Genomic DNA, 20,965 nt, shown 5'->3' on the forward strand with positions numbered 1-20,965 from the left:
TGCGTGGCGCATGGCGGAACATTCGGACTGTCGGAAGGACCTCTCCCGTGCCTAGGATGCCCACCGTGACCGCACAGACCCTCGACGGCGCAGCCACCCTGCGGACCATCAAGACGGAGCTCGCCCAGCGCGTCGCCGCCCTCAAGGAGCAGGGGGTGGTCCCCGGGCTCGGCACCGTGCTCGTCGGCGACGACCCCGGCTCGCACTGGTACGTCGGTGCCAAGCACAAGGACTGCGCCGAGATCGGCATCACCTCGATCCGGCGCGACCTGCCGGCCACGGCCACCCAGGCCGAGGTGGAGGCCGTCATCGACGAGCTGAACGCCGACGACTCCTGCACGGGGTTCATCGTGCAGCAGCCGACCGGGCTCGACGAGTTCGCCCTGCTCTCGCGCGTCGACCCCGACAAGGACGTCGACGGCCTGCACCCGACCAACCTCGGCAAGCTCGTCCTCGGCGAGGCGGGACCGCTTCCCTGCACGCCGGTGGGCTCGATCGAGCTGCTGCGTCGTCACGGGGTGGACATCGCGGGTGCGGAGGTCGTGGTCGTCGGCCGCGGCATCACCGTCGGCCGTCCGCTCGGCCTGCTGCTGACCCGGCGCTCGGAGAACGCGACCGTCACGCTCTGCCACACCGGCACCGTCGACCTCGCCGCCCACGTGCGCGACGCCGACATCGTCGTCGCCGCGGCCGGAGTGCCCGGCATCATCACCGCCGACATGGTCAAGCCGGGAGCGGCCGTGCTCGACGTCGGCGTCTCGCGGGTCGACGGCAAGGTCACCGGCGACGTGGACCCCGGCGTCTGGGACGTCGCCGGCTGGGTCTCGCCCAACCCCAAGGGCGTGGGCCCGATGACCCGCGCGATGCTGCTGAGCAACATCGTCGAGATCGCGGAGAGGTCCGTCCGGTCCTGATGACCGAGCCCGACCTGCCCGACCGTTCCGACCACATCCATCCGCCGGAGTCGGTCGAGCCCGTCTCGGCCGAGCCGGTCGACCCCGACGAGCCGCGGCGCTATCCCTCGACCATCGGAGGCGCCTTCTACCTGATGGTCCTCGCCGTCGTCGGGGCCGCGCTGGTCCTGGTGTTCCTCCACGAGTGGCGCACCGGCATCCGGGTGATGGGCGGGGCGCTCGTCTTCGCCGCCCTGGTCCGGCTGCTCCTCCGGGCCCGCGACGCCGGCATGCTCGCCGTACGCCACAAGGTGCTCGACGCGCTCGTGCTGGTCGCCCTCGGGGGCGCGCTGATCTTCCTGGCCGGCTCGATCCCGGACCAGCCCGGCGGGTTCTGACCGAGACGCACGAAGGGCCGGACCCAGCGGGTCCGGCCCTTCGTCGTCGGCTCAGATGAGACCGAGCTCGGTGACCGCGTCGCGCTCCTCGGCGAGCTCGGCGGTGGAGGCGTCGATCCGGGCGCGGGAGAAGTCGTCGATCTCGAGGCCCTCGACGATCGTCCAGTCGCCGCCGGAGGTGGTGACCGGGAACGACGAGATCAGGCCCTCGGGCACGCCGTACTCGCCCTGCGAGGCGACGGCCATCGAGACCCAGTCGTCGGCCGCGGAGCCGAAGAGCCAGTCGCGGGCGGCGTCGATCGTGGCGGACGCGGCCGAGGCGGCCGAGGACGAGCCGCGGGCGTCGATGATCGCGGCGCCGCGCTTGGCGACGGTCGGGATGAAGTCGTTCTCCAGCCAGGCCTGGTCGCCGACCAGCTCGGCGGCGTTCTGGCCCTTCACGTTCGCGTGGAAGAGGTCGGGGTACTGCGTCGCGGAGTGGTTGCCCCAGATCGTCATGTGCGTGATGTCGGTGACGGCCGCGCCGGTCTTGGCCGCGAGCTGCGAGATCGCGCGGTTGTGGTCGAGGCGGGTCAGCGCGGAGAACCGCTCACGCGGGATGTCGGGCGCGTTGGTCATCGCGATGAGGGCGTTGGTGTTGGCCGGGTTGCCGGTGACACCGATGCGCACGTCGTCGGCCGCGACCGCGTTGAGGGCCTTGCCCTGCGCGGTGAAGATCGCACCGTTGGCCGAGAGCAGGTCGCCACGCTCCATGCCGGGACCGCGCGGGCGGGCGCCGACGAGGAGGGCGAGGTTGACGCCGTCGAAGATCTTCTCGGCGTCGGAGCCGATCTCGACGCCGGCGAGGTTCGGGAACGCGCAGTCGTCGAGCTCCATGACGACGCCCTCGAGCGCCTTGAGGGCGGGCTCGATCTCGAGCAGGCGGAGCTCGATCGGGCGGTCCGCCGCGAGCGCGCCGCTCGCGAGGCGGAACAGCAGGCTGTAGCCGATCTGACCGGCGGCGCCGGTGACGGCCACCTTGAGAGGTGCGGAGGTCACGGTGGGTTGTCTCCTCGTGATGATGGTCTCTGGTGCCGCTGACGCTAGCAGCGCCGAATTCCTCGTCAGCGGCTGGCATGCTGGCGCCCATGCCTCGAGACGTACGACGTCCGCGTGCGGCCGTCGCCGTGGCTGCCGGGCTGGCCGCCGCCGGTGTGCTGGGCCTGTCGGGGTGCGCCGGCATCGGGCAGCCGGCCCCCTACGACTCGCCCGGCATCAACGGCCTGGTCATCCCGACGCCGACGCCCGACCCCTCGGACTTCACCGACGCCGTCGACAACCCGTGGCTGCCCCTGGCCGTCGACGCGACCTGGCGCTACGACGTCACCGGTGCCGGTCGCACGATCGGCACGATCGACGCCGAGGTGGTCGACGGCACGACCGACGTCGCCGGCCTGAGCGCCACCGCCGTGCTGACCCGCACGACGATCGAGGACCGGACCTCCGCTGTCACCCGCTTCTACGCCCAGGACGTGACCGGCAACGTCTGGCTCGTGGGGGAGGATCTCGACGGCATCGGCTGGCGGGCCGGCACGGACGGGGCGGAGGCCGGGCTGGCGATGCCCGCCGATCCCCGCCTCGGCGACGGCTGGCGGCCCTACGTCGTCCCCGGGCTGCCCGGGGCGGGCACCACGATCGATGACCAGTCGGCCTCGATGCTGCAGACCAGCGAGACCGGGACGGGCGTGGACGGCGACGAGGCCGGCACCACGACCCGCAACGTGTACGAGAGGGGTGTCGGCCTCGTCGGTGTCGAGGACCTCGACGCCGGCTGGACGGCCCGCCTGGTGGGGCAGTCCGGCTCCTAGGAAGCCTCCGGCGTGCCGGGATCAGTCGGGACGGCGGACCTGTGTGCGGCCGTCGTCGTCACCGTCCGGGTTGCCCCAGTGGCCGGGCGCGCTCTGCTGGCCGGGCTGGGCGGGCTGCTGCTGCTGGGGGGCACCCCACTGGCCGGGCTGCGCCGGGGGCTGCTGGGGCTGCTGCGGCTGCTGCTGGGGAGCGCCCCACTGTCCGGGCGGCGCGGCCTGCGGTGCGCCGTACGCCGGGTCGGGTTGCTGCGGCTGCTGCTGCGGGGAGGGCTGGCCCCACTGCTGCTGCGGGGGAGCGCCCCAGGCGGCACCGGGCTGGCCCCAGCCGCCCTGCTGGCCCTGGTTCCACTGGGCCTCGTAGTTGCCGGGGACGAACTGGTCGCCCTTCTTGCCGCCGCCGAAGTTCAGGCCGGATCCCGCGACCGGCTCGGCGCCCTGGCCGAAGAGGAGCGGGTAGGTCAGGCCGGCGATCGCGGCGCCGACGAGCGGGGCGAGCACGAAGACCCACAGCTGCACGATCGCGTCCGTGCCGGCGAAGACGCCGACGCCGATGGAGCGGGCCGGGTTGACCGAGGTGCCGGTGGCGCCCATCGAGGCGAAGTGGATCATCGCCAGCGTGAGACCGATGGCCAGCGGGCCCATCAGGGCGTTGACCTCGTTGCGCTCGTCGGTCACCGCGAGGATCACCCAGAGGAACACGGCCGTCAGGAGGATCTCGATGACCAGGGCTCCCCAGAGGGCGAAGTTGCTCGCGCTCTGGTCGCCGTAGCCGTTCTGGGCGAGGCCGGCGACGGAGACGTCGTAGCCCGGGAAGGCGTTCATGATGCCGAACAGCGCACCACCGGCCACGAGGCCGCCGAGGAGCTGCGCGGCCATGTAGATGCCGGCCTGGTTCCACGGCAGCCGGCCGCCGAGCACGGCACCCAGCGTGACGGCCGGGTTGAAGTGGCCGCCCGAGATGCGGCCCACGGCATAGGCCATCACCACGACGGTGAGGCCGAAGGTGAGTCCGGTGGCGACGTAGTCGCCGCCACTCATGAGGGCGGCGCCACAGCCGAAGAACACGAGCACGAAGGTGCCCATCGTCTCCGCGGTGAACTTCTGCCCGGTGCTCGGTGTGTCTTCGACGGTGTCGCTCATCGCGAGTCCCTCCAGAGTCTGATGGCCGCCCCCCGGCGGCCACCGTGACTCTAGCGGCGCCGTTGCGGGGGTGCGAGGGTAGGCGAGTCGCAACCCAGCCCAGCGTCAGGTATCTTGACGTCAAGAGTTATGCCCGGATGAGATCGCGATCTACAGGAGCTGTCGTACCCATGGCCAAGATCATCTACACCCACACCGACGAGGCGCCGCTGCTCGCGACCTACTCGTTCCTCCCGATCATCGCCGCCTACGCGAAGACCGCCGGTGTGGACGTCGAGACCCGCGACATCTCGCTCGCCGGTCGCGTGATCGCCCAGTTCCCCGACCGCCTCACCGACGAGCAGCGCCTCGACGACGCCCTCGCCGAGCTCGGCGAGCTGGCCACGAAGCCCGAGGCCAACATCATCAAGCTGCCCAACATCTCCGCCTCGATCCCGCAGCTCAAGGCCACGATCGCCGAGCTGCAGTCGCAGGGCTACGACCTCCCGGCCTACCCGGAGAACCCGCAGACCGACGAGGAGCGCGACGCGCGCGCCCGCTACGACAAGGTCAAGGGCTCCGCGGTCAACCCGGTGCTGCGCGAGGGCAACTCCGACCGCCGCGCGCCCGCGTCGGTGAAGAACTACGCCAAGTCGCACCCGCACTCGATGGGTGCGTGGAGCAGCGAGTCGAGGACCAACGTCGCCACCATGGGCCACGACGACTTCCGGAGCAACGAGAGGTCGGTCGTCATCCCCGCCGACGACACGCTCTCGATCGTCCACGTCGCGGACGGCCAGGAGACCGTGCTCAAGGAGGGCCTGGAGGTCCTGACCGGCGAGGTCGTCGACGCGACCTTCATGAGCGCGGCCAAGCTCGACGCCTTCCTCGAGGAGCAGGTGGCCAAGGCCAAGGCCGACGGCGTCCTGTTCTCCGCCCACCTCAAGGCCACGATGATGAAGGTCTCCGACCCGATCATCTTCGGCCACGTCGTGCGCGCCTACTTCGCCGACGTCTTCAGCCAGTACGGCGAGCAGATCGCCGCCGCGGGCCTCTCGGCCAACGACGGGCTGGGCGCCATCTTGTCCGGCCTCGACTCCGTCGACGGCGGCGCGGAGATCAAGGCCGCCTTCGAGAAGGGCCTGGCCGACGGCCCGGCGCTCGCGATGGTCGACTCCGACAAGGGCATCACCAACCTCCACGTGCCCTCCGACGTCATCATCGACGCCTCGATGCCGGCGATGATCCGCACCTCGGGCCAGATGTGGAACGCCGACGGCGAGCAGCAGGACACCCTCGCGGTCATCCCGGACTCCTCCTACGCCGGCGTCTACCAGGCCACGATCGACGACTGCCGCGAGCACGGCGCGCTCGACCCGTCGACGATGGGCTCGGTGCCCAACGTCGGGCTGATGGCCAAGGCGGCCGAGGAGTACGGCTCGCACGACAAGACCTTCGAGATCCCCGCCGCCGGCACCGTCGAGGTCCGCAACGCCGCCGGCGAGGTGCTGCTCTCGCACACCGTCGAGGCCGGTGACATCTGGCGCGCCTGCCAGACCAAGGACGCCTCGATCCGCGACTGGGTCAAGCTCGCCGTCACGCGTGCCCGGGCCAGCGAGACGCCCGCGGTGTTCTGGCTCGACGAGACCCGTGCCCACGACGCCAACCTGATCCGGCTCGTGCACACCTACCTGGCCGAGCAGGACACCGAGGGCCTGTCGATCGAGGTCATGGCCCCCGCGGCAGCGACGACGTACTCGCTGGAGCGGATCCGCAGGGGCGAGGACACCATCTCGGTCACCGGCAACGTGCTGCGCGACTACAACACCGACCTGTTCCCGATCCTCGAGCTCGGCACCAGCGCCAAGATGCTCTCGATCGTGCCGCTGATGAACGGCGGCGGCCTGTTCGAGACCGGTGCCGGCGGCTCGGCGCCCAAGCACGTGCAGCAGCTGGTCAAGGAGGACTACCTGCGCTGGGACAGCCTGGGTGAGTTCTTCGCGCTGGCCGCGTCGCTGGAGCACCTCGCCGGCTACGACGACAACGCGCGCGCCCGGATCCTCGGAGCGACGCTCGACCGCGCCACGGAGACCTTCCTCAACGAGGACCGCTCGCCGGGTCGCAGGCTCGGCACGATCGACAACCGCGGCTCGCACTTCTACCTCGGCCTCTACTGGGCCGAGGAGCTCGCACAGCAGACCGAGGACGCCGACCTGGCCGCCGCCTTCGCGGCGCTGGCCGGCTCGCTGCGCGCCGACGAGCAGAAGATCGTCGACGAGCTGCTCGCGGTGCAGGGCAAGCCGGCCGACATCGGTGGCTACTTCCGCCCCGACTCCGAGAAGGCGGCGGCCGTGATGCGCCCGTCGACCACCTTCAACGAGGCGCTCGCCTCGCTCGGCTGAGCGAGCACCGCATGACCACGGGGGAGCAGGGACTGCCACGCGCGTCCCTGCTCTCCACCTTCGGGCTGGTCGTCGGCAACCTGGTCCCCCTGTGGGCGGTGTGGGCCGGCCACATGTCCGTGGGCGACGTGCTGATCGCCTACTGGCTCGAGAACGTCGTCTACTGGGCCCTCACGATCGTCAAGATCAGCACGGCCCAGGGCCTGGCCGCGGACGGCCGCCAGCCCACCATCCGGGTCAACGGTCGCGTGGTCGACGCCTCCCGCAACCGGGGGATGCTGGCCGGCTTCTTCGCCCTGCACTACGGCATCTTCACGCTCGTGCACGGGGTGTTCGCCGGGGTGATGGCCGTGCTCGTCGGCGGCGACCTGAGCGTGCGGACCGCGGCGCTGGCCGGTCTCGCCCTCGTGCTGGGGCACGTCGTGTCGCTCTGGCTGAACTGGTTCGGCGACGGCGAGCGGCTGCGGGTCTCGCCCACCACCGCGATGTGGGAGCCCTATCCCCGGATGCTCGTCCTGCACGTCACGATCCTCGTGGGCTTCGGTCTCGCGATCCGCTCCGTCGGGACCAGCGACTCGACGAGCGGTCTGGTGCACCTCGCACCCGTGCTGCTGCTGGTCGGCCTCAAGACCGTCGTGGACCTCGGTCTCCACGTCTGGTCCCGCCGCCGGGCGGCGCCGGACGCGACTGCCCCGTCGCCGGCGACGTGGTGATCCGGGACACGCCGGGCCTCGCGGGGGAACAATCCTCGGCCGGCTCGTCTTGCGGCAGGTGATGACCACGACTGCCGCCACCGACTCCTCGTCGGCCGAGGTCGACGTCCCCTCGGTCACCGCCCGCCACTTCGGCCTGGCGGTGCTCGCGCTCGCCATGGGCGGCTTCGCCATCGGCACGACCGAGTTCGTCACCATGGGACTGCTGCCGCAGATCGCCGGCGGCGTCGACGTGTCCATCCCGACGGGCGGCCACGTCATCTCGGCGTACGCCGTCGGGGTCGTGGTGGGAGCCCCCCTGCTGGCCTTCCTCGGTGCCCGACTCCCACGGCGCGCGCTGCTCGTCGCGCTGATGGCCGCCTTCGCCGCGGGCAACGCGGTCAGCGCACTCGCGGCCAGCTACGAGCAGCTCATGCTCGCCCGGTTCGTCGCCGGTCTGCCGCACGGCGCCTACTTCGGCGTCGCCTCACTGGTCGCCGCCAGCATGGCCCGCCCCTCGCGCAAGGGCCGTGCGGTCGCCCAGGTGATGCTCGGTCTGTCGTTCGCCAACGTCGTCGGTGTGCCGGCCGCGACCGTGCTCGGCCAGGAGCTCGGCTGGCGCGCGGCCTTCTGGGCGTCCTCCGCCCTGGCGCTGGTGACGCTGGCGATGGTGGCCTGGTTCGTCCCGTCGGTGCCGGGCGACGCCGCGGCGAGCGGGCGACGCGAGCTCGCCGCCTTCAAGGTCCCGCAGGTGTGGCTGACGCTCCTCGCCGGAGCGGTCGGCTTCGGCGGCATGTTCGCCGTCTACTCCTACATCGCGCCCGTCGTCACCGACGTGGCCGGGCTGGGGGAGCGGTCGGTCGCGGTGTTCCTGCTGTTCTTCGGGCTCGGGATGGTGGCCGGCACGTGGGTGGCCGGGATCATGGCCGACTGGTCGATCTTCCGCTCGCTGATCATCGGCGGCACCGGCATGGCCGTCACGATGCTGCTGTTCTGGTTGGCCGCCCCGCACGGCTGGGCCGCGCTGCCCGTCGTCTTCCTCATCACCGTGCTCGGCTCGGTCCTCGTGGTGAACCTCCAGCTGCGGCTGATGGACGTGGCCGGGGACGCCCAGACCCTCGGCGCCGCGATGAACCACGCCTCGCTCAACGTCGCCAACGCCCTCGGTGCCTGGCTCGGCGGTCTGGTCATCGCCGCCGGCTGGGGACTTCGCGCCCCGGCGCTGGTCGGTCTCGCGCTCTCCCTGGGCGGGGTCGCGATCCTGCTCCTCTCGGCGAAGCTCCACGTGCGCGAGCGCTCGACCGAGCAGCTGACCACCAGCTGACCACGGACTCATCGCGGGCTGACGGCGCAGCCTGCAAGCGAGATGCGTGCACGTGTTTTCCGCTGATGTTGCGTGGAGTTAACACAACCGGAACTCTTGCGTAGCCCGACCTTGGAACGATCAAATCCATGACGGGTGGAGGTGCCACCCGCAATCTTCCGGAGGGGGAGTCATGGTGGATGAGGAGAAGGTCGCAGCAGAGATGGAGCGCCGTCGCTTCCTCGCCGACCGCAACGTGGGCGACGTGGTGAGCCTCCTGCAGCGCCGGGCCGAGCTGCGCGGGGTCTATCCCGCGGCCGACCTGGTCGCCGACAACGTGGGCTGGGTCGTCTGACCCGGTCCCCGGACCGACGGCCCCGTGGGCCCTGTCCTGGCTCAGCCGACACGCTCAGCTGAACCCCGGCAGGGGCTGCGGGGCCCAGGTGGTTCCGTCGTCGGAGCACCGCAGCGTGTCGACCGGATCGCCGTCCACGACCACGCAGACGGCGTCCTCCACGACGAAGGCCGCGGAGTCGCGCGGTGAGAGCGGCGTCGCCTTCGCGTTGCCCTCGGGGTCGACCCGGACCAGTCCGTCGCTGGTGGTGAGGTACGTCGACCCGCCCGGGGTCACGACCATCGAGGACAGGTCGTGCAGACCGTCGGCGCCGTCGAGGTCCAGCCCGGCGGGCTCGGACCAGGTCACGCCGGCGTCGTGCGAGACCAGCACCTGCTTGACGGGCACCGGGGGCCGCCCGCCGTCGGGGGACAGGTAGTCGTCGCCGACGGCGACGGCGATGTGGTCACCGGACCCCGCCATCTCGGTGATGTCCTCGAACTCGGCAGACCTGGTCACCACCGGCTCCTCCCAGGTCCGCCCGTCCGGCGCTCCCGGGCCTGGTCCAGGACTGGGACGGCACGCCCGAGGTGGATCCGAGACTTCCCGACGCCGTCGAGACGCTCCTGCGGGACGGGCAGCCCGAGGTGTACGACGTCGCGTCGTCCGCCGAGGGCACCGCCGTCGTCTGGAGATCGTGTCCGGACACGCCGGTGTGCCGGTTCGTGCTGACCATCGGCTCGATCGACCGGCTGTCCGAGCGGCCGGGCCCGACCGCGAACCCGATCCCGGCGACGACGACGGCGGCCGCGAGTCCCGAGGCGGTCGTCCGGCAGGTCGGCGTACGCCTCCTCCGCGACGAGGCGGTGGCTGACGTCGCGGAAGAAGCGGCTGCGCCGCCACCGGGTGCGGGTCACGTTGACCGCGACGGTGCGCAGCCACGCCTCCGGGTTGTCGGCGGCGAGGAAGGAGCGCGAGGAGTTCACCGCACGGGCGAACGCCTCCATGACGGCGTCCTCCGCCTCGACCGGGTCACCGGTCACGCCGGTCAGCTGGCCCACGAGCCGGCGGTAGGAGGTGGCGTACACCTCCTGCACGCGGTCCACCGTGCTCGCTCGGGGCATGGCCCACCCTCCCACTCGTCGTCGGCTCTCACGAGCCCTCGCCAGCACGACTCGTGGGACGCCCGTGCGGTTGCATCCGGGCGGCGGAGCGGCAGTGGCGTCGCCCCAACATGTGACGTCGGTCGCACTCGAGCGCTCGCGGGACCCCGTCGGTGCCCAGGGCGCGGCGATGAGAGACTTGTCGCATGCCCTCAGCTCCAGCCGCGCGCCCGCGGGTCCTGTCCGGCATCCAGCCGACGGCCGACTCGTTCCACCTCGGGAACTACCTCGGTGCGCTGCGACAGTGGGTGGCGCTCCAGGAAGACTTCGAGACCTACTACTTCATCGCCAACCAGCACGCGATCACCGTGGAGCAGGACCCGAAGGTGCTGCTCGAGCGCACGCTCGTGTCGGTCGCGCAGCTCCTCGCGGCGGGCGTCGACCCGGTGCGCTCCACGATCTTCGTGCAGAGCCAGGTGCCGGCGCACAACCAGCTCGCCTGGGTGATGGAGTGCCTCACCGGCTTCGGCGAGGCCCGGCGGATGACGCAGTTCAAGGACAAGTCCGCCAAGGGCGGCGAGGGTGCGGCCAGCGTCGGCCTCTTCACCTATCCGATCCTGCAGGCGGCCGACATCCTCCTCTACCGCCCGCAGTACGTCCCGGTGGGGGAGGACCAGCGCCAGCACCTCGAGCTGACCCGCGACGTGGCCAACCGGTTCAACCACCGCTACAAGAAGACGTTCCGCGCGCCCGAGCCCTACATCCTCGAGTCCACGGCGAAGATCTACGACCTGCAGCTGCCCGAGAAGCAGATGTCGAAGTCGATCGGCGGCCAGGGCTGCGTGTGGGTGCTCGACGATCCCCAGGTGCTGACCAAGAAGTTCCGCTCGGCGGTCACCGACTCCGAGACCGAGATCCGCTTCGACCGCGAGGCCAAGCCGGGGGTGAGCAACCTGCTCACCATCCACTCGGCCCTGTCGGGGGAGAAGGTGGAGGCCCTCGAGGCGACCTTCGAGGGACGCGGCTACGGCGACCTCAAGTCGGAGGTGGCCGAGGTGGTGCTCGAGACCCTGACGCCGCTGCGCGAGCGCACCCGGGAGCTGCTCGGCGACCGCGCCGAGCTCGAGCGGATCCTCGCCGGGGGCGCCGAGCGGGCGGGTGCCGTGGCAGAGGCGACGCTGCGCGACGTCTACGACCGCGTCGGCTTCCTCCCCCCGGCTCGCTAGGGTCGACGCGTGCCGACCATCGGAGTAGCGATCGCGATCCCCGAGCCGTGGGCCAGTGAGCTCCAGGACTACCGCACGTCCGTCGGCGACACGATGGCGACGCAGATCCCCACGCACATCACGCTCATCCCGCCGGCCGAGGTCGCGAGCGACGACCTCGACGAGGTGACGTCACACCTGGCGGAGGCGGCGACCAACGTCGACCCCTTCGACATCCACCTGCGCGGCACCGGCACCTTCCGACCGGTCTCGCCGGTCGTCTTCGTCACGCTGGCCGAGGGCATCTCGGCGTGCGAGCTGCTCGCCGACGCCGTACGCCAGGGGCCGCTGGCGGTGGACCTGGACTTCCCCTACCACCCGCACGTGACGGTCGCGCACCACCTCGACGACCCCACGCTCGACCGCGCGTTCGACGAGCTGGCCGACTTCGAGTGCCGCTTCGCCGTCGACGCGTTCAACCTCTATGTCCACGACCAGCGCTCCGGCTGGCAGCCCACCAGAGAGTACGGTCTCGGCTGATGTCGCTCGTCTCGGGAATCAAGCAGCGCATCGCGGACCTTCGTGAGCGACGTCCGTTCGTCGATCATGTCTTCCGGATGATCGAGCACTACGGCAACGTCAACGGCAACGCCCTGGCCGCCGCGGTGACCTACTTCGCGTTCTTGTCCTTCTTCCCGATCCTGGCGCTGTCGTTCGCGATCTTCGGCCTCGTCGCCAAGGTCTACCCCGATGCCCAGGACACGCTCGTCGACGCGGCCAACTCGGTGCTGCCGGGACTGGTCGGCCCGCCCAACGGCGTCTCCCTCGACACCCTCCAGTCGGCCGCGCCGGGCATCTTCAGCGTCGGCATCCTGCTGACGCTCTACTCCGGGCTGGGCTGGCTCTCCGGCATGCGCCAGGCGCTGGTCGCGGTCTTCGAGGAGCCGGAGCGCGAGCAGCCGGGCTTCGTGCCCGGCAAGATCCGAGACATCCTCGCCATGCTCGCGCTGGGCTCGGTGCTGATGCTCAGCGTCGCGGTCTCCGGCGTCGCGACCAAGCTCCTCTCGCCGATCCTCGACGCGCTGGGTCTCGGCCTGGTCGCGGGTGTCTTCCTCGCGGTGCTGGCGATCGTGCTCGGCCTGGCGGCCAACACGCTGCTCTTCTTCGCGTTCTTCCGCCTCCTCGCGCAGCCCGAGATCCCGTCGAGGTCCCTGTGGCAGGGGGCGCTGCTCGGCGCGGTCGTCTTCGAGCTGCTCAAGCAGGCCTCGACCTTCCTGCTCAAGTCCACCGCGAACTCCGAGGCCTTCCAGGCCTTCGGCATCGCGCTGATCCTGCTGGTCTGGATCAACTACTTCTCCCGCGTCGTCGTCTACGCCGCCGCGTTCGCGTACACCTCGCGCGAGGCCCGCGCGATCCGCGAGGCTCGGACGATCGCCGAGCAGACCGTCGAGGGCCCGCAGATCGACCTCGCTGCGGCAGCGGCCGTCGTACCCTCCTCGGCCTCGGCGTCCGCCGCCTCCACCACCTCGCCCCAGGCTGCCTTCGCCGCCGGCGCAGCCTCGATGCTCGGCCTCGTCGCACTCCTCCGCCGCCGCCGCTGACGCGTCTCGCCCCGCTCGAGCGGTGAGTGAGACATGCTTTGACACGCGTTTTCGTGTCTCACGCACCGCTCGGCGATGTGAGGTGATCGGAGCGGTGAGTGAGACATGATTCGGCGGCGAGAAACCTGCCTTACGCACCGCGCGTGAGCCACGAGTCGTTCACAGGAGCTCGTACGTCGCTGTCGTCCACAGGCGCTCGTCGATCGCGTTGGAGAGACGTCTGCGCTCGTGGCTGCATGGATTCGTGTTCACGGTCACGGACAGCTTCCGCCGCCGGCCCTTCAGCAGGGCTGAGGCGCTCGACAGCGGCATCACCAGAGGCGTGCTTCAAGGTCGGCACTTCATTCGGGTCCACGAGGGCGTCTACGTGCATCGGGACCATGAGATGACGTAGGCCGATCGCGTCAAGGCGGCCCGACTGGCGTTGCCCGACTCAGCGCGTACGACGGGCACCACCCGCTTGCGACAGCTCGGCTACGACATCGGGCCACCGTTCCCGCTGCACTTCGTGGTCGAGGGTGACCACCACCTGGCGCTCGACGGTGTCTTCCTCCATCGCACGGTGAAGATGCCGCCGTGCGACGACGCGGGCGTCACGGTGGAGGCAGCGTTCGTCGCCTACTGCGCCGACGTCCGACTCATCGATGCGATCGAGGTCGGTTGCTTCCTGTTGCACAAGGAGTGGATGCACGGCGACCTCCTCGACCAGCTCCTCACCGACGCGAAGTGGCGCCGCGGGGCGCCGGAGACGGCGTACGCCCTGCCGTTCCTCGACGACCGGCCCCGCTCGATGCCTGAGGCGGTGCTGCTGGCGTACGTCGTGTTCTCGGGCCTGCTGGTCCCCGAGGTCAACCTCCGGGTCGAGATCGCCCCCGGTGTCCGGGTGACGCCGGACCAGTGGTTCGGCCGGTTGCGTGCCGCCGTCGAATACGAGGGCGGCCACCACCAGGACGATCGCGCGCAGTACAACGCGGACATCGATCGTTACGCCGACTATCGCAAGCACGACGTCGCCTACGAGCTCGTGACCAAGGAGCGGATGAGGACGCCCAAGACGGTGATCCGGAAGGTCCACTCCATGCTGGTGAGTCGCGGGTACGACGGACCGCCGCCGGACTTCGACGAGACGTGGGACTCGCTCTTCCGGCCGCTGCAGGAACTCGTACGTCCGCGGACACGTGGGAAGCGGTGAGTGGCGCAGGTTCTTGGCCGCGAAGACATGTCTCACTCACCGCTCCATCGGCACCCCGCAGTGCCGCGGTGAACAGGACATGTTCTGAGGCGCCAGAGGATGTCTCACTCACCGCCCACCCCACCCCGGGAGACGCAGCGAGGGCCGGGGATCGCTCCCCGGCCCTCGTCAGTCGTGCAGCAGGATCAGTGGCCGTGCCGGATGGCCGTGCGGAGGTCCTTGTTGAGCTGGGAGATCACGTCGAGCGGGATCTCCTTCGGGCAGGCCGCGGTGCAGGCGCCGATGTTGGTGCAGCCACCGAAGCCCTCGAAGTCGTGCTGGGCGACCATGTTGACCACGCGCTCGTCCCGCTCGGGCTGTCCCTGGGGGAGCAGGCCGAGGTGGGTGATCTTGGCCCCCATGAAGAGGGAGGCCGAGCCGTTGGGGCAGGCCGCGACGCACGCGCCGCACCCGATGCAGGTCGCGACGTTGAAGGCGCGGTCGGCGTCCTCCTTCGGCACGGGCACCGAGTGGGCCTCGGGGGCAGATCCGGTGTTGACCGAGACGTAGCCGCCCTGCTGGATGATGCGGTCGAAGGCGCTGCGGTCGACGATGAGGTCCTTGACGACCGGGAACCCCTCCGAGCGCCACGGCTCGATGGTGATCGTCTCGCCGTCCTTGAAGGAGCGCATGTGCAGCTGGCAGGTCGTGGTGACCTCCGGGCCGTGCGCGTCGCCGTTGATCATCAGCCCGCACGCGCCGCAGATGCCCTCGCGGCAGTCGGAGTCGAAGGCGATGGGCTCCTCGCCCTCGGCGTTGAGCTGCTCGTTGAGCACGTCGAGCATCTCGAGGAACGACATGTCCTCCGAGACGTCGGCGAGCTGGTAGGTGTGCATCGCCCCGGCACTCGAGGCGTCCGGCTGGCGCCAGATCTTCAGGGTCAGGTTCACTTGTAGCTCCGCTGCTTCATCTCGATGGCCGAGTAGACCAGGTCTTCCTTGTGCAGGACGGGGGCGGCATCCTCGCCGGCCCACTCCCACGCGGACACGTACGCGAACTCGTCGTCGTGGCGCAGAGCCTCGCCGTCCTCGGTCTGCGACTCGCCGCGGAAGTGGCCGCCGCACGACTCGCGACGGTTGAGGGCGTCGATGCACATCAGCTCGCCCAGCTCGAAGAAGTCGGCCACGCGGCCGGCCTTCTCCAGCGACTGGTTGAGGGTCTCCGCCGAGCCGAGCACCTTGACGTTGCGGTAGAAGTCGTCCTTGAGCGAGCGGATGAGGTCGATGGCCTTCTTCAGCCCGTCCTCGGTCCGCTCCATCCCGCAGTACTCCCACATGATGTTGCCGAGCTCGCGGTGGTAGGAGTCCACGCTGCGCTCGCCGTTGACCGTGAGGAAGTGCTCGATGCGGCCCTCGACCGACGCGCGCGCCTCGACCACCGCGGGGTGGTCCTCGGCGATCGGCTCGAACGGTCCGTCCGCGAGGTAGTCACGGATGGTGTGGGGGAGCACGAAGTAGCCGTCGGCGAGCCCCTGCATCAGCGCCGAGGCGCCGAGGCGGTTGGCGCCGTGGTCGGAGAAGTTGGCCTCTCCGGTCACGAACAGGCCGGGGATCGTCGACTGCAGGTCGTAGTCGACCCACAGGCCGCCCATGACGTAGTGCACGGCCGGGTAGATCCGCATCGGGACCGCGTAGGGGTCCTCGCCGGTGATCCGGGCGTACATGTCGAACAGGTTGCCGTACTTGTTCTCCACCGCGTCGCGGCCAAGGCGCTCGATCGCGTCGGCGAAGTCGAGGTAGACCCCACGGCGTACGCCGTCGACCTCGGGCCCGACGCCGCGGCCGTCGTCGCACTGGTACTTCGCCGCACGCGAGGCGATGTCGCGGGGGACGAGGTTGCCGAAGGCGGGGTAGATCCGCTCCAGGTAGTAGTCGCGGTCCTCCTCGGGGATGTCGCGCGGGTCCTTGTCGCAGTCGGCCTGGTTCTTCGGGACCCAGATCCGACCGTCGTTGCGCAGCGACTCCGACATCAGCGTCAGCTTGGACTGGTGGGTGCCGGTGACCGGGATGCAGGTGGGGTGGATCTGCGTGTAGCAGGGGTTGGCCATGTAGGCGCCCTTGCGGTGCGCACGCCACGCGGCCGTGACGTTGGAACCCATCGCGTTGGTGGAGAGGTAGAAGACGTTGCCGTAGCCGCCGGAGGCGAGCACCACGACGTCGGCGAGGTGGGTCTGGATCTCGCCGGTGACCATGTCGCGGGCGATGATGCCGCGCGCCTTGCCGTCGGCGACGACGAGCTCCAGCATCTCGTGGCGGGAGTACATCGCGACCGTGCCGGCCGCGATCTGCCGCTCGAGGGCCTGGTAGGCGCCGATCAGCAGCTGCTGGCCGGTCTGGCCGCGGGCGTAGAACGTGCGCGAGACCTGCACGCCGCCGAAGGAGCGGTTGTCGAGGAGCCCGCCGTACTCGCGGGCGAACGGGACGCCCTGCGCGACGCACTGGTCGATGATGTTGGTGCTGACCTCGGCGAGGCGGTAGACGTTGGACTCGCGCGAGCGGTAGTCGCCGCCCTTGACGGTGTCGTAGAAGAGACGGTGGACCGAGTCGCCGTCCTCCTTGTAGTTCTTCGCCGCGTTGATGCCGCCCTGCGCCGCGATGGAGTGGGCACGACGCGGGGAGTCCTGGTAGCAGAACGTCTTCACGTGGTAGCCCGCCTCGCCCATCGTCGCCGCCGCCGACGCGCCGGCGAGGCCGGTGCCGACGATGATCACGTTGAGCTTGCGGCGGTTGGCCGGGTTGACCAGGCGCGCCTCGAACTTGCGCGTCTCCCAGCGCTCGGCGATGGGCGCGTCGGGCGCCTTGGTGTCGACCAGCGGCGAGCCGGGCGTGTAGTAGCCGGCCGCGTCGTCGTGGTCGGCGGTCATGACGGTGTCGTGGCTCACGAGCAGTGACCCCTTACTTGGTGATGATGCCCGCGAGGACACCGAGCGGGACGAGGGAGAAGCCGACCGAGACGATCAGCGCGAGGGCGAGGGCGAGGCGCTTGGCGCGGACCCGCTTCGCGGCGTTGCCGGTCCAGCCCAGGGTCTGCGCCGCGCTCCAGACGCCGTGGTTGAGGTGGAGGCCGAGCGCGACCATGGCGACGAGGTAGATGAGCGTCAGCCACCAGACGTCGAAGGTGTCGACGAGCAGGTTGTAGGGGTCGTTGGTCGCCCCGCCCTGCGGGTTGATCTTGCCGATCGTGAAGTTGAGCAGGTGCCAGACCAGGAACACCAGGATGGTCAGGCCGCCCCAGCGCATCGTCAGGCTGGACCGCGAGGCGCCGGTGTTCTTCTTGGTGACGTACTTCGTGCCGCGGGCGTGCGACGCGCGGCGCCACAGCACGACCGCGCAGTAGACGTGGACGACCAGCGAGACGATCAGCCCGACGCGGAGGATCCAGAGCACCCCCTCGTGCGGCAGCATCGGCTCGCCGATCTGGCGCAGGTGGTGGGCGTAGTCGTTGAACGCGTCGTGCCCGGCGAACGCCTTGAGGTTGCCGTACATGTGAGCGAGCACGAATCCGATGAAGATGAAGCCGCTCACCGCCATGCCGAGCTTCAGCGCGATGGTGGTCCGAGCGGCCCGCGCGTTCTTCACCAGGGTGGGGGGAGTGAGTTGGGTTGCCACGTGGGCACGTTATCGCGGTACGCGGGCGTGCGACGCGCCGAGTGGGTGTGACCTTCTCGATGGCGCGTCACGACCGGCTCCGCTGTGACGTACGCCATAGCGGCGCGCTAGGCGTTCGGGGGCCGCACGCGGCGCTGGGTCGTCGCACGTCCGCGGTGCGCGACCTCGATGCGGCTGCTCTCGCGGTCGGCGGCGGCGCCGGACACGGTGATCGTGACGAGGCCGTCCTCGAACGCCGCCTCGATGTCGTCGGCCGTGACGGCCTCCGGGAGGGTGATCGAGCGGCGGAACTCGCCGTAGTAGCGCTCGCGGACGAGGAACGCCGAGGCGTCCTGGCCGTCCTCGTCGGCGTGCCGCACCCCGGAGACGGTGAGCACGCCGTGGCTGAACCTGAGGTCGACGTCGGCCGGGTCCACCCCGGCGAGCTCGATCCGGATCACCAGGTCGTCGCCGGCCGCGAGGATGTCGGTGCTCGGCACCCAGGCCGAGGCGTGGGTGCGCTCGGCGACCTCGCCGGTCGCCTCCACGGTGCCGTGCATGCCGAGGGAGCGCAGCCGCGACAGCTCGCTGACGAAGTCGGTCACGCCCTCGAAGGGATTGCGGCGGTCGGGCATCGGCTCTGCTCCTGCTCTCGGGGTGCGTGCGGTGGCGCGGCGGTGGGGTCTAGCGGTTGCGCAGGGGCGTCATCAGGCCGACGCGGCGCAGGAACGACCGGGCGACGTCGCTCTCGCTGCGGCCGTCGGTGACCTCGGCGTTCATCTCGACCATGGCGTCCTCGCTCAGCTCGGAGTTCACGGTGTCGATGACGTTCATGAAGGCCTCGGAGTCGATCGAGGCGAGCTTGTCCTCGTCGACGACCATCACGACGTTCTGCGAGCCGAAGAGCAGCTCGGGGTCCTCGAGCAGGGTGTACTTCCCGCCGCTGAGCTGCGGGTCGGTGGTGAAGGCGTCGACGGCCTGGGCGTCGCCGTCGTCGAGCATCGCGTACTGCTCGCCCAGCTCGGCCGGCACGAACTCGGCGTTGTCGAGGCCGTAGACGTCGCGCAGCCCGGTGAGGCCGAGCTGGAGGTCCTCGAACTCCGGGCGGGCACCGAGCACGAAGGAGTCGAGGTCGCCCAGGTCGCCGATCGAGGAGAGGCCGTTGTCCTCGGCGAAGGCGTCGGCCACCGCGATGGCGTCCTTGTTCTGGAAGGGCGTCTGCTCGCTGACGACCATGCCCTGGCCCTCGTAGTAGTCCCGGACCGCGTCGTAGGTCGCCGTGGGATCGAGCCCGGTCACCTCCTGGTCGGCCACGATCGAGAGCACGGTGCCGGTGTAGGCGACGTAGCCGTCGACGTCGCCGTCGCGCAGCGCCTGGTCGAGGTCCTCCGCCGGGCCGACGGCCTTGCGCAGGTTGACGGCGTAGCCGTTGACGGCCAGCGCCTGGCGCCACAGCTCGCCCAGGACGAGTGCCTCGGGGAACTCCTGGGTGCCGATGGTGACGCGCAGGGTCGCGCCCTGCGGCTGCTGGGAGGCGTCGCGCTCGGTGTTGGCCCCGCAGGCGCCGAGCGCCAGCGTGGCGAGCACGACCAGGGCGAGGAGCGGGGACGTACGTCGGCTCACGAGGCGTCTCCCGACCGCGCCGGCGCCTCGACGGCCACGTCGTCCGCTGACCCGTCGGGTGGATCGGTGCGGGTCTCCTCGCGTAGCGCCTTGAGCCAGCACCAGGCGACACCCACGAGCACGAACGTGAAGGGAACCGAGCCCAGCACGGCTGCCTGTTGCAGTGCGGTCAACCCCCCGACCAGCAGCATCGCGCACGCGATGCCGCCCATCAGGACGCCCAGCACGATGACGACGAACTTCGACGGCGCGATCGACCCGCGCGAGGCCATCGTCGCCATCACCACCGAGGCGGCGTCGGCGCCGCTGATGAAGAAGAGCGCGATCAGCACGATGCAGAGGAACGAGCTGATCGCCGACAGGGGCAGTGCGTCGAGGGCGGTGAAGAGGACGAGCTCGGGTGTGTCCAGCGAGCCGACGATGTCGGCCCGGCCGCTGCGCTGCAGCTCGATGCCGACGCCGCCGACGACGGCGAACCACAGGAAGCCGAAGCCGGTCGGGGCCGCCGCGACGCCGATGATGAACTCGCGGATCGTGCGACCGCGCGAGATGCGCGCCACGAACATGCCGACGAAGGGTGCCCACGAGACCCACCAGGCCCAGTAGAAGATCGTCCAGCCGGCCATCCACTGCTCGTCGCCGACCCCGGTCTGGAGCGACATCGGCAGCACCTGCAGGACGTAGTTGCCGATCGACTCGATGCCCTGCGAGATGACGAGCACGGTCGAGCCGCCGACCACCAGGAAGAAGAGGAAGAGGCCGATGGTGGCGAAGGACCCCATGTTGGCCAGGAAGTTGATGCCCTTCTCGACCCCGGACGTCGCCGAGACCACGAACAGCAGGGTCACCATGACGATCACGATCACCGTGACTGCGTTGGACTTCGGGATTCCGAAGAGATAGTTCAGACCGCTGTTCAGCTGGAGCCCGTTGAGGCCGAGCGCCGTGGCGGTGCCGAAGAGGGTGGCGACGATGGCCAGCGCGTCCACGAGCCGGCCGAGCGGCTTGGTGGAGGCATCGGGGCCGAGGACCGGGGTGAAGGTCGAGCTCACCAGGACCGGCAGGCCCTTGCGGAAGCTGAAGAAGGCCATCGCGCCGCCCATGACGGCGTACATCGCCCAGCCGTTGAAGCCCCAGTGGAAGTAGGAGTAGCGCAGCGCGACCAGCGCGGCGGCCTCGGACTCGGGGTCGGCCAGGCCGTGCGGCGGCGAGGTCCAGTGGGAGACCGGCTCGGCCACGCCGTAGAAGAGCAGGCCCGCGCCCAGCCCGGCGGCGAACATCATCGAGACCCAGGAGAACGTGCTGAACTCGGGGCGCGAGTCGTCGGGTCCGAGGCGGAGGCGGCCCCAGGGGTGGAGCACCAGGAAGATGCAGAGCACCAGCACGGAGAAGGCGATCAGGATGAACGCCCAGCCGAAGTTGCCGATCACCCAGTCGAGCGCGGTCTTCATCACCGTGCCCAGGCTCGACGGGCCGAGCAGGCCCCAGCCGACGAACACCGCGATCAGTCCGGCCGAGCCCCAGAAGACGACCGGGTCGACGTCCTTGAGCATGCGCTTCATCGGGTCTCCCGCCCGCAGGTACGGGCGAGGGCTCACCCGAGATCGATCCACCTTGGTGGGGCGGC

Annotated in this window: 21 protein-coding genes; 11 read left to right on the forward strand and 10 right to left on the reverse strand. The window is 70.3% G+C overall.

The annotated features are described in order from the left end of the window. The first annotated feature begins 65 nt into the window (after window positions 1–65). The gene (locus tag IEZ25_RS05975; protein WP_191198482.1) at window positions 66–914 is read left to right on the forward strand and encodes a bifunctional methylenetetrahydrofolate dehydrogenase/methenyltetrahydrofolate cyclohydrolase; all 849 of its coding nucleotides are present in this window, start codon (window positions 66–68) and stop codon (window positions 912–914) included. Continuing rightward, window positions 914–1,291 (forward strand): DUF3017 domain-containing protein, encoded by a 378-nt coding sequence (locus IEZ25_RS05980; protein WP_191198483.1) that lies wholly within the window; start codon window positions 914–916, stop codon window positions 1,289–1,291. The genes IEZ25_RS05975 and IEZ25_RS05980 overlap by 1 nt, the downstream gene beginning before the upstream one ends. Window positions 1,292–1,342: 51 nt before the next feature. Here the strand turns inward: IEZ25_RS05980 and IEZ25_RS05985 are convergent, their stop codons facing one another. Then, on the reverse strand, window positions 1,343–2,329 hold the full coding sequence (locus tag IEZ25_RS05985) for a malate dehydrogenase (protein WP_191198484.1): 987 nt from the start codon (window positions 2,327–2,329) through the stop codon (window positions 1,343–1,345). Window positions 2,330–2,418: 89 nt separating this feature from the next. On the opposite strand from IEZ25_RS05985, the gene IEZ25_RS05990 reads away from it, so the two are divergent. After that, the gene (locus IEZ25_RS05990; RefSeq protein ID WP_191198485.1) at window positions 2,419–3,138 is read left to right on the forward strand and encodes a hypothetical protein; all 720 of its coding nucleotides are present in this window, start codon (window positions 2,419–2,421) and stop codon (window positions 3,136–3,138) included. A 21-nt stretch (window positions 3,139–3,159) separates the two neighbouring features. On the opposite strand, the gene IEZ25_RS05995 is transcribed toward IEZ25_RS05990, so the two are convergent. Further along, entirely contained in the window at window positions 3,160–4,278 is a 1,119-nt protein-coding gene (locus tag IEZ25_RS05995; RefSeq protein ID WP_191198486.1) for an MIP family channel protein, read from the reverse strand. A gap of 170 nt (window positions 4,279–4,448) precedes the next feature. On the opposite strand from IEZ25_RS05995, the gene IEZ25_RS06000 reads away from it, so the two are divergent. From IEZ25_RS06000 to IEZ25_RS06015, 4 genes are all read left to right on the forward strand, one after another. Then, complete coding sequence (locus IEZ25_RS06000) at window positions 4,449–6,659, forward strand: NADP-dependent isocitrate dehydrogenase (RefSeq protein ID WP_191198487.1); 2,211 nt, start codon at window positions 4,449–4,451, stop codon at window positions 6,657–6,659. An 11-nt stretch (window positions 6,660–6,670) separates the two neighbouring features. Further along, entirely contained in the window at window positions 6,671–7,372 is a 702-nt protein-coding gene (locus tag IEZ25_RS06005) for a DUF6498-containing protein (protein WP_191198488.1), read from the forward strand. A gap of 61 nt (window positions 7,373–7,433) precedes the next feature. Beyond that, window positions 7,434–8,675 carry an MFS transporter gene (locus tag IEZ25_RS06010; protein WP_191198489.1) on the forward strand — a complete coding sequence of 414 codons (1,242 nt, stop codon included), beginning with the start codon at window positions 7,434–7,436 and terminating at the stop codon, window positions 8,673–8,675. A 172-nt stretch (window positions 8,676–8,847) separates the two neighbouring features. Continuing rightward, window positions 8,848–9,009 carry a hypothetical protein gene (locus tag IEZ25_RS06015; protein ID WP_191198490.1) on the forward strand — a complete coding sequence of 54 codons (162 nt, stop codon included), beginning with the start codon at window positions 8,848–8,850 and terminating at the stop codon, window positions 9,007–9,009. A gap of 54 nt (window positions 9,010–9,063) precedes the next feature. Here the strand turns inward: IEZ25_RS06015 and IEZ25_RS06020 are convergent, their stop codons facing one another. Continuing rightward, window positions 9,064–9,507 (reverse strand): hypothetical protein, encoded by a 444-nt coding sequence (locus IEZ25_RS06020; protein WP_191198491.1) that lies wholly within the window; start codon window positions 9,505–9,507, stop codon window positions 9,064–9,066. Continuing rightward, the gene (locus IEZ25_RS06025; protein ID WP_191198492.1) at window positions 9,504–10,112 is read right to left on the reverse strand and encodes a sigma factor; all 609 of its coding nucleotides are present in this window, start codon (window positions 10,110–10,112) and stop codon (window positions 9,504–9,506) included. Before IEZ25_RS06025 ends, IEZ25_RS06020 begins: the two co-directional genes overlap by 4 nt. A 185-nt stretch (window positions 10,113–10,297) precedes the next feature. Here IEZ25_RS06025 and trpS point away from each other — a divergent pair, with 185 nt between their 5' ends. The 4 genes from trpS (at window position 10,298) to IEZ25_RS06045 (ending at window position 14,089) form a co-directional block, all read left to right on the forward strand. Next, entirely contained in the window at window positions 10,298–11,317 is a 1,020-nt protein-coding gene (trpS, locus tag IEZ25_RS06030) for a tryptophan--tRNA ligase (RefSeq protein ID WP_191198493.1), read from the forward strand. Between the two features lie 9 nt (window positions 11,318–11,326). Then, window positions 11,327–11,836 (forward strand): 2'-5' RNA ligase family protein, encoded by a 510-nt coding sequence (locus IEZ25_RS06035; RefSeq protein WP_191198494.1) that lies wholly within the window; start codon window positions 11,327–11,329, stop codon window positions 11,834–11,836. Continuing rightward, a complete protein-coding gene (locus IEZ25_RS06040) occupies window positions 11,836–12,897 on the forward strand; it encodes a YihY/virulence factor BrkB family protein (protein WP_191198495.1) in 1,062 nt (353 codons plus the stop codon). Before IEZ25_RS06035 ends, IEZ25_RS06040 begins: the two co-directional genes overlap by 1 nt. A 424-nt stretch (window positions 12,898–13,321) precedes the next feature. Beyond that, window positions 13,322–14,089: a hypothetical protein gene (locus IEZ25_RS06045; protein WP_191198496.1), complete on the forward strand. Its 768-nt coding sequence runs from the start codon at window positions 13,322–13,324 to the stop codon at window positions 14,087–14,089. A 185-nt stretch (window positions 14,090–14,274) separates the two neighbouring features. On the opposite strand, the gene IEZ25_RS06050 is transcribed toward IEZ25_RS06045, so the two are convergent. The 6 genes from IEZ25_RS06050 to IEZ25_RS06075 all read right to left on the reverse strand — a co-directional run bounded on the left by IEZ25_RS06050 (window position 14,275) and on the right by IEZ25_RS06075 (window position 20,900). Further along, window positions 14,275–15,018 carry a succinate dehydrogenase/fumarate reductase iron-sulfur subunit gene (locus tag IEZ25_RS06050; protein ID WP_191198497.1) on the reverse strand — a complete coding sequence of 248 codons (744 nt, stop codon included), beginning with the start codon at window positions 15,016–15,018 and terminating at the stop codon, window positions 14,275–14,277. Continuing rightward, a complete protein-coding gene (locus IEZ25_RS06055) occupies window positions 15,015–16,991 on the reverse strand; it encodes a fumarate reductase/succinate dehydrogenase flavoprotein subunit (RefSeq protein ID WP_191198720.1) in 1,977 nt (658 codons plus the stop codon). The genes IEZ25_RS06050 and IEZ25_RS06055 overlap by 4 nt, the downstream gene beginning before the upstream one ends. A 31-nt stretch (window positions 16,992–17,022) precedes the next feature. Continuing rightward, the gene (locus IEZ25_RS06060) at window positions 17,023–17,736 is read right to left on the reverse strand and encodes a succinate dehydrogenase cytochrome b subunit (protein ID WP_318152068.1); all 714 of its coding nucleotides are present in this window, start codon (window positions 17,734–17,736) and stop codon (window positions 17,023–17,025) included. 107 nt (window positions 17,737–17,843) lie between these two features. Next, complete coding sequence (locus IEZ25_RS06065; RefSeq protein WP_191198498.1) at window positions 17,844–18,350, reverse strand: Hsp20/alpha crystallin family protein; 507 nt, start codon at window positions 18,348–18,350, stop codon at window positions 17,844–17,846. 49 nt (window positions 18,351–18,399) lie between these two features. Further along, a complete protein-coding gene (locus IEZ25_RS06070; protein ID WP_191198499.1) occupies window positions 18,400–19,338 on the reverse strand; it encodes an ABC transporter substrate-binding protein in 939 nt (312 codons plus the stop codon). Continuing rightward, complete coding sequence (locus tag IEZ25_RS06075; protein ID WP_191198500.1) at window positions 19,335–20,900, reverse strand: BCCT family transporter; 1,566 nt, start codon at window positions 20,898–20,900, stop codon at window positions 19,335–19,337. Before IEZ25_RS06075 ends, IEZ25_RS06070 begins: the two co-directional genes overlap by 4 nt. Window positions 20,901–20,965: the final 65 nt, after the last annotated feature.

The sequence above is a fragment of the Nocardioides hwasunensis genome (assembly GCF_014779665.1).
Classification (GTDB): Bacteria; Actinomycetota; Actinomycetes; order Propionibacteriales; family Nocardioidaceae; genus Nocardioides; species Nocardioides hwasunensis.

Excerpts from the sequence above, each read along its gene's own strand:
- IEZ25_RS05980 (WP_191198483.1), top strand. The coding sequence starts at position 914 with ATGACCGAGCCCGACCTGCCCGACCGTTCCGACCACATCCATCCGCCG.
- IEZ25_RS06005 (WP_191198488.1), top strand. The coding sequence starts at position 6,671 with ATGACCACGGGGGAGCAGGGACTGCCACGCGCGTCCCTGCTCTCCACC.
- IEZ25_RS06065 (WP_191198498.1), bottom strand. The coding sequence starts at position 18,350 with ATGCCCGACCGCCGCAATCCCTTCGAGGGCGTGACCGACTTCGTCAGC.
- trpS (WP_191198493.1), top strand. The coding sequence starts at position 10,298 with ATGCCCTCAGCTCCAGCCGCGCGCCCGCGGGTCCTGTCCGGCATCCAG.
- IEZ25_RS06000 (WP_191198487.1), top strand. The coding sequence starts at position 4,449 with ATGGCCAAGATCATCTACACCCACACCGACGAGGCGCCGCTGCTCGCG.
- IEZ25_RS06055 (WP_191198720.1), bottom strand. The coding sequence starts at position 16,991 with ATGACCGCCGACCACGACGACGCGGCCGGCTACTACACGCCCGGCTCG.
- IEZ25_RS06040 (WP_191198495.1), top strand. The coding sequence starts at position 11,836 with ATGTCGCTCGTCTCGGGAATCAAGCAGCGCATCGCGGACCTTCGTGAG.
- IEZ25_RS06075 (WP_191198500.1), bottom strand. The coding sequence starts at position 20,900 with ATGAAGCGCATGCTCAAGGACGTCGACCCGGTCGTCTTCTGGGGCTCG.
- IEZ25_RS06015 (WP_191198490.1), top strand. The coding sequence starts at position 8,848 with ATGGTGGATGAGGAGAAGGTCGCAGCAGAGATGGAGCGCCGTCGCTTC.
- IEZ25_RS06010 (WP_191198489.1), top strand. The coding sequence starts at position 7,434 with ATGACCACGACTGCCGCCACCGACTCCTCGTCGGCCGAGGTCGACGTC.
- IEZ25_RS05995 (WP_191198486.1), bottom strand. The coding sequence starts at position 4,278 with ATGAGCGACACCGTCGAAGACACACCGAGCACCGGGCAGAAGTTCACC.
- IEZ25_RS05990 (WP_191198485.1), top strand. The coding sequence starts at position 2,419 with ATGCCTCGAGACGTACGACGTCCGCGTGCGGCCGTCGCCGTGGCTGCC.
- IEZ25_RS06025 (WP_191198492.1), bottom strand. The coding sequence starts at position 10,112 with ATGCCCCGAGCGAGCACGGTGGACCGCGTGCAGGAGGTGTACGCCACC.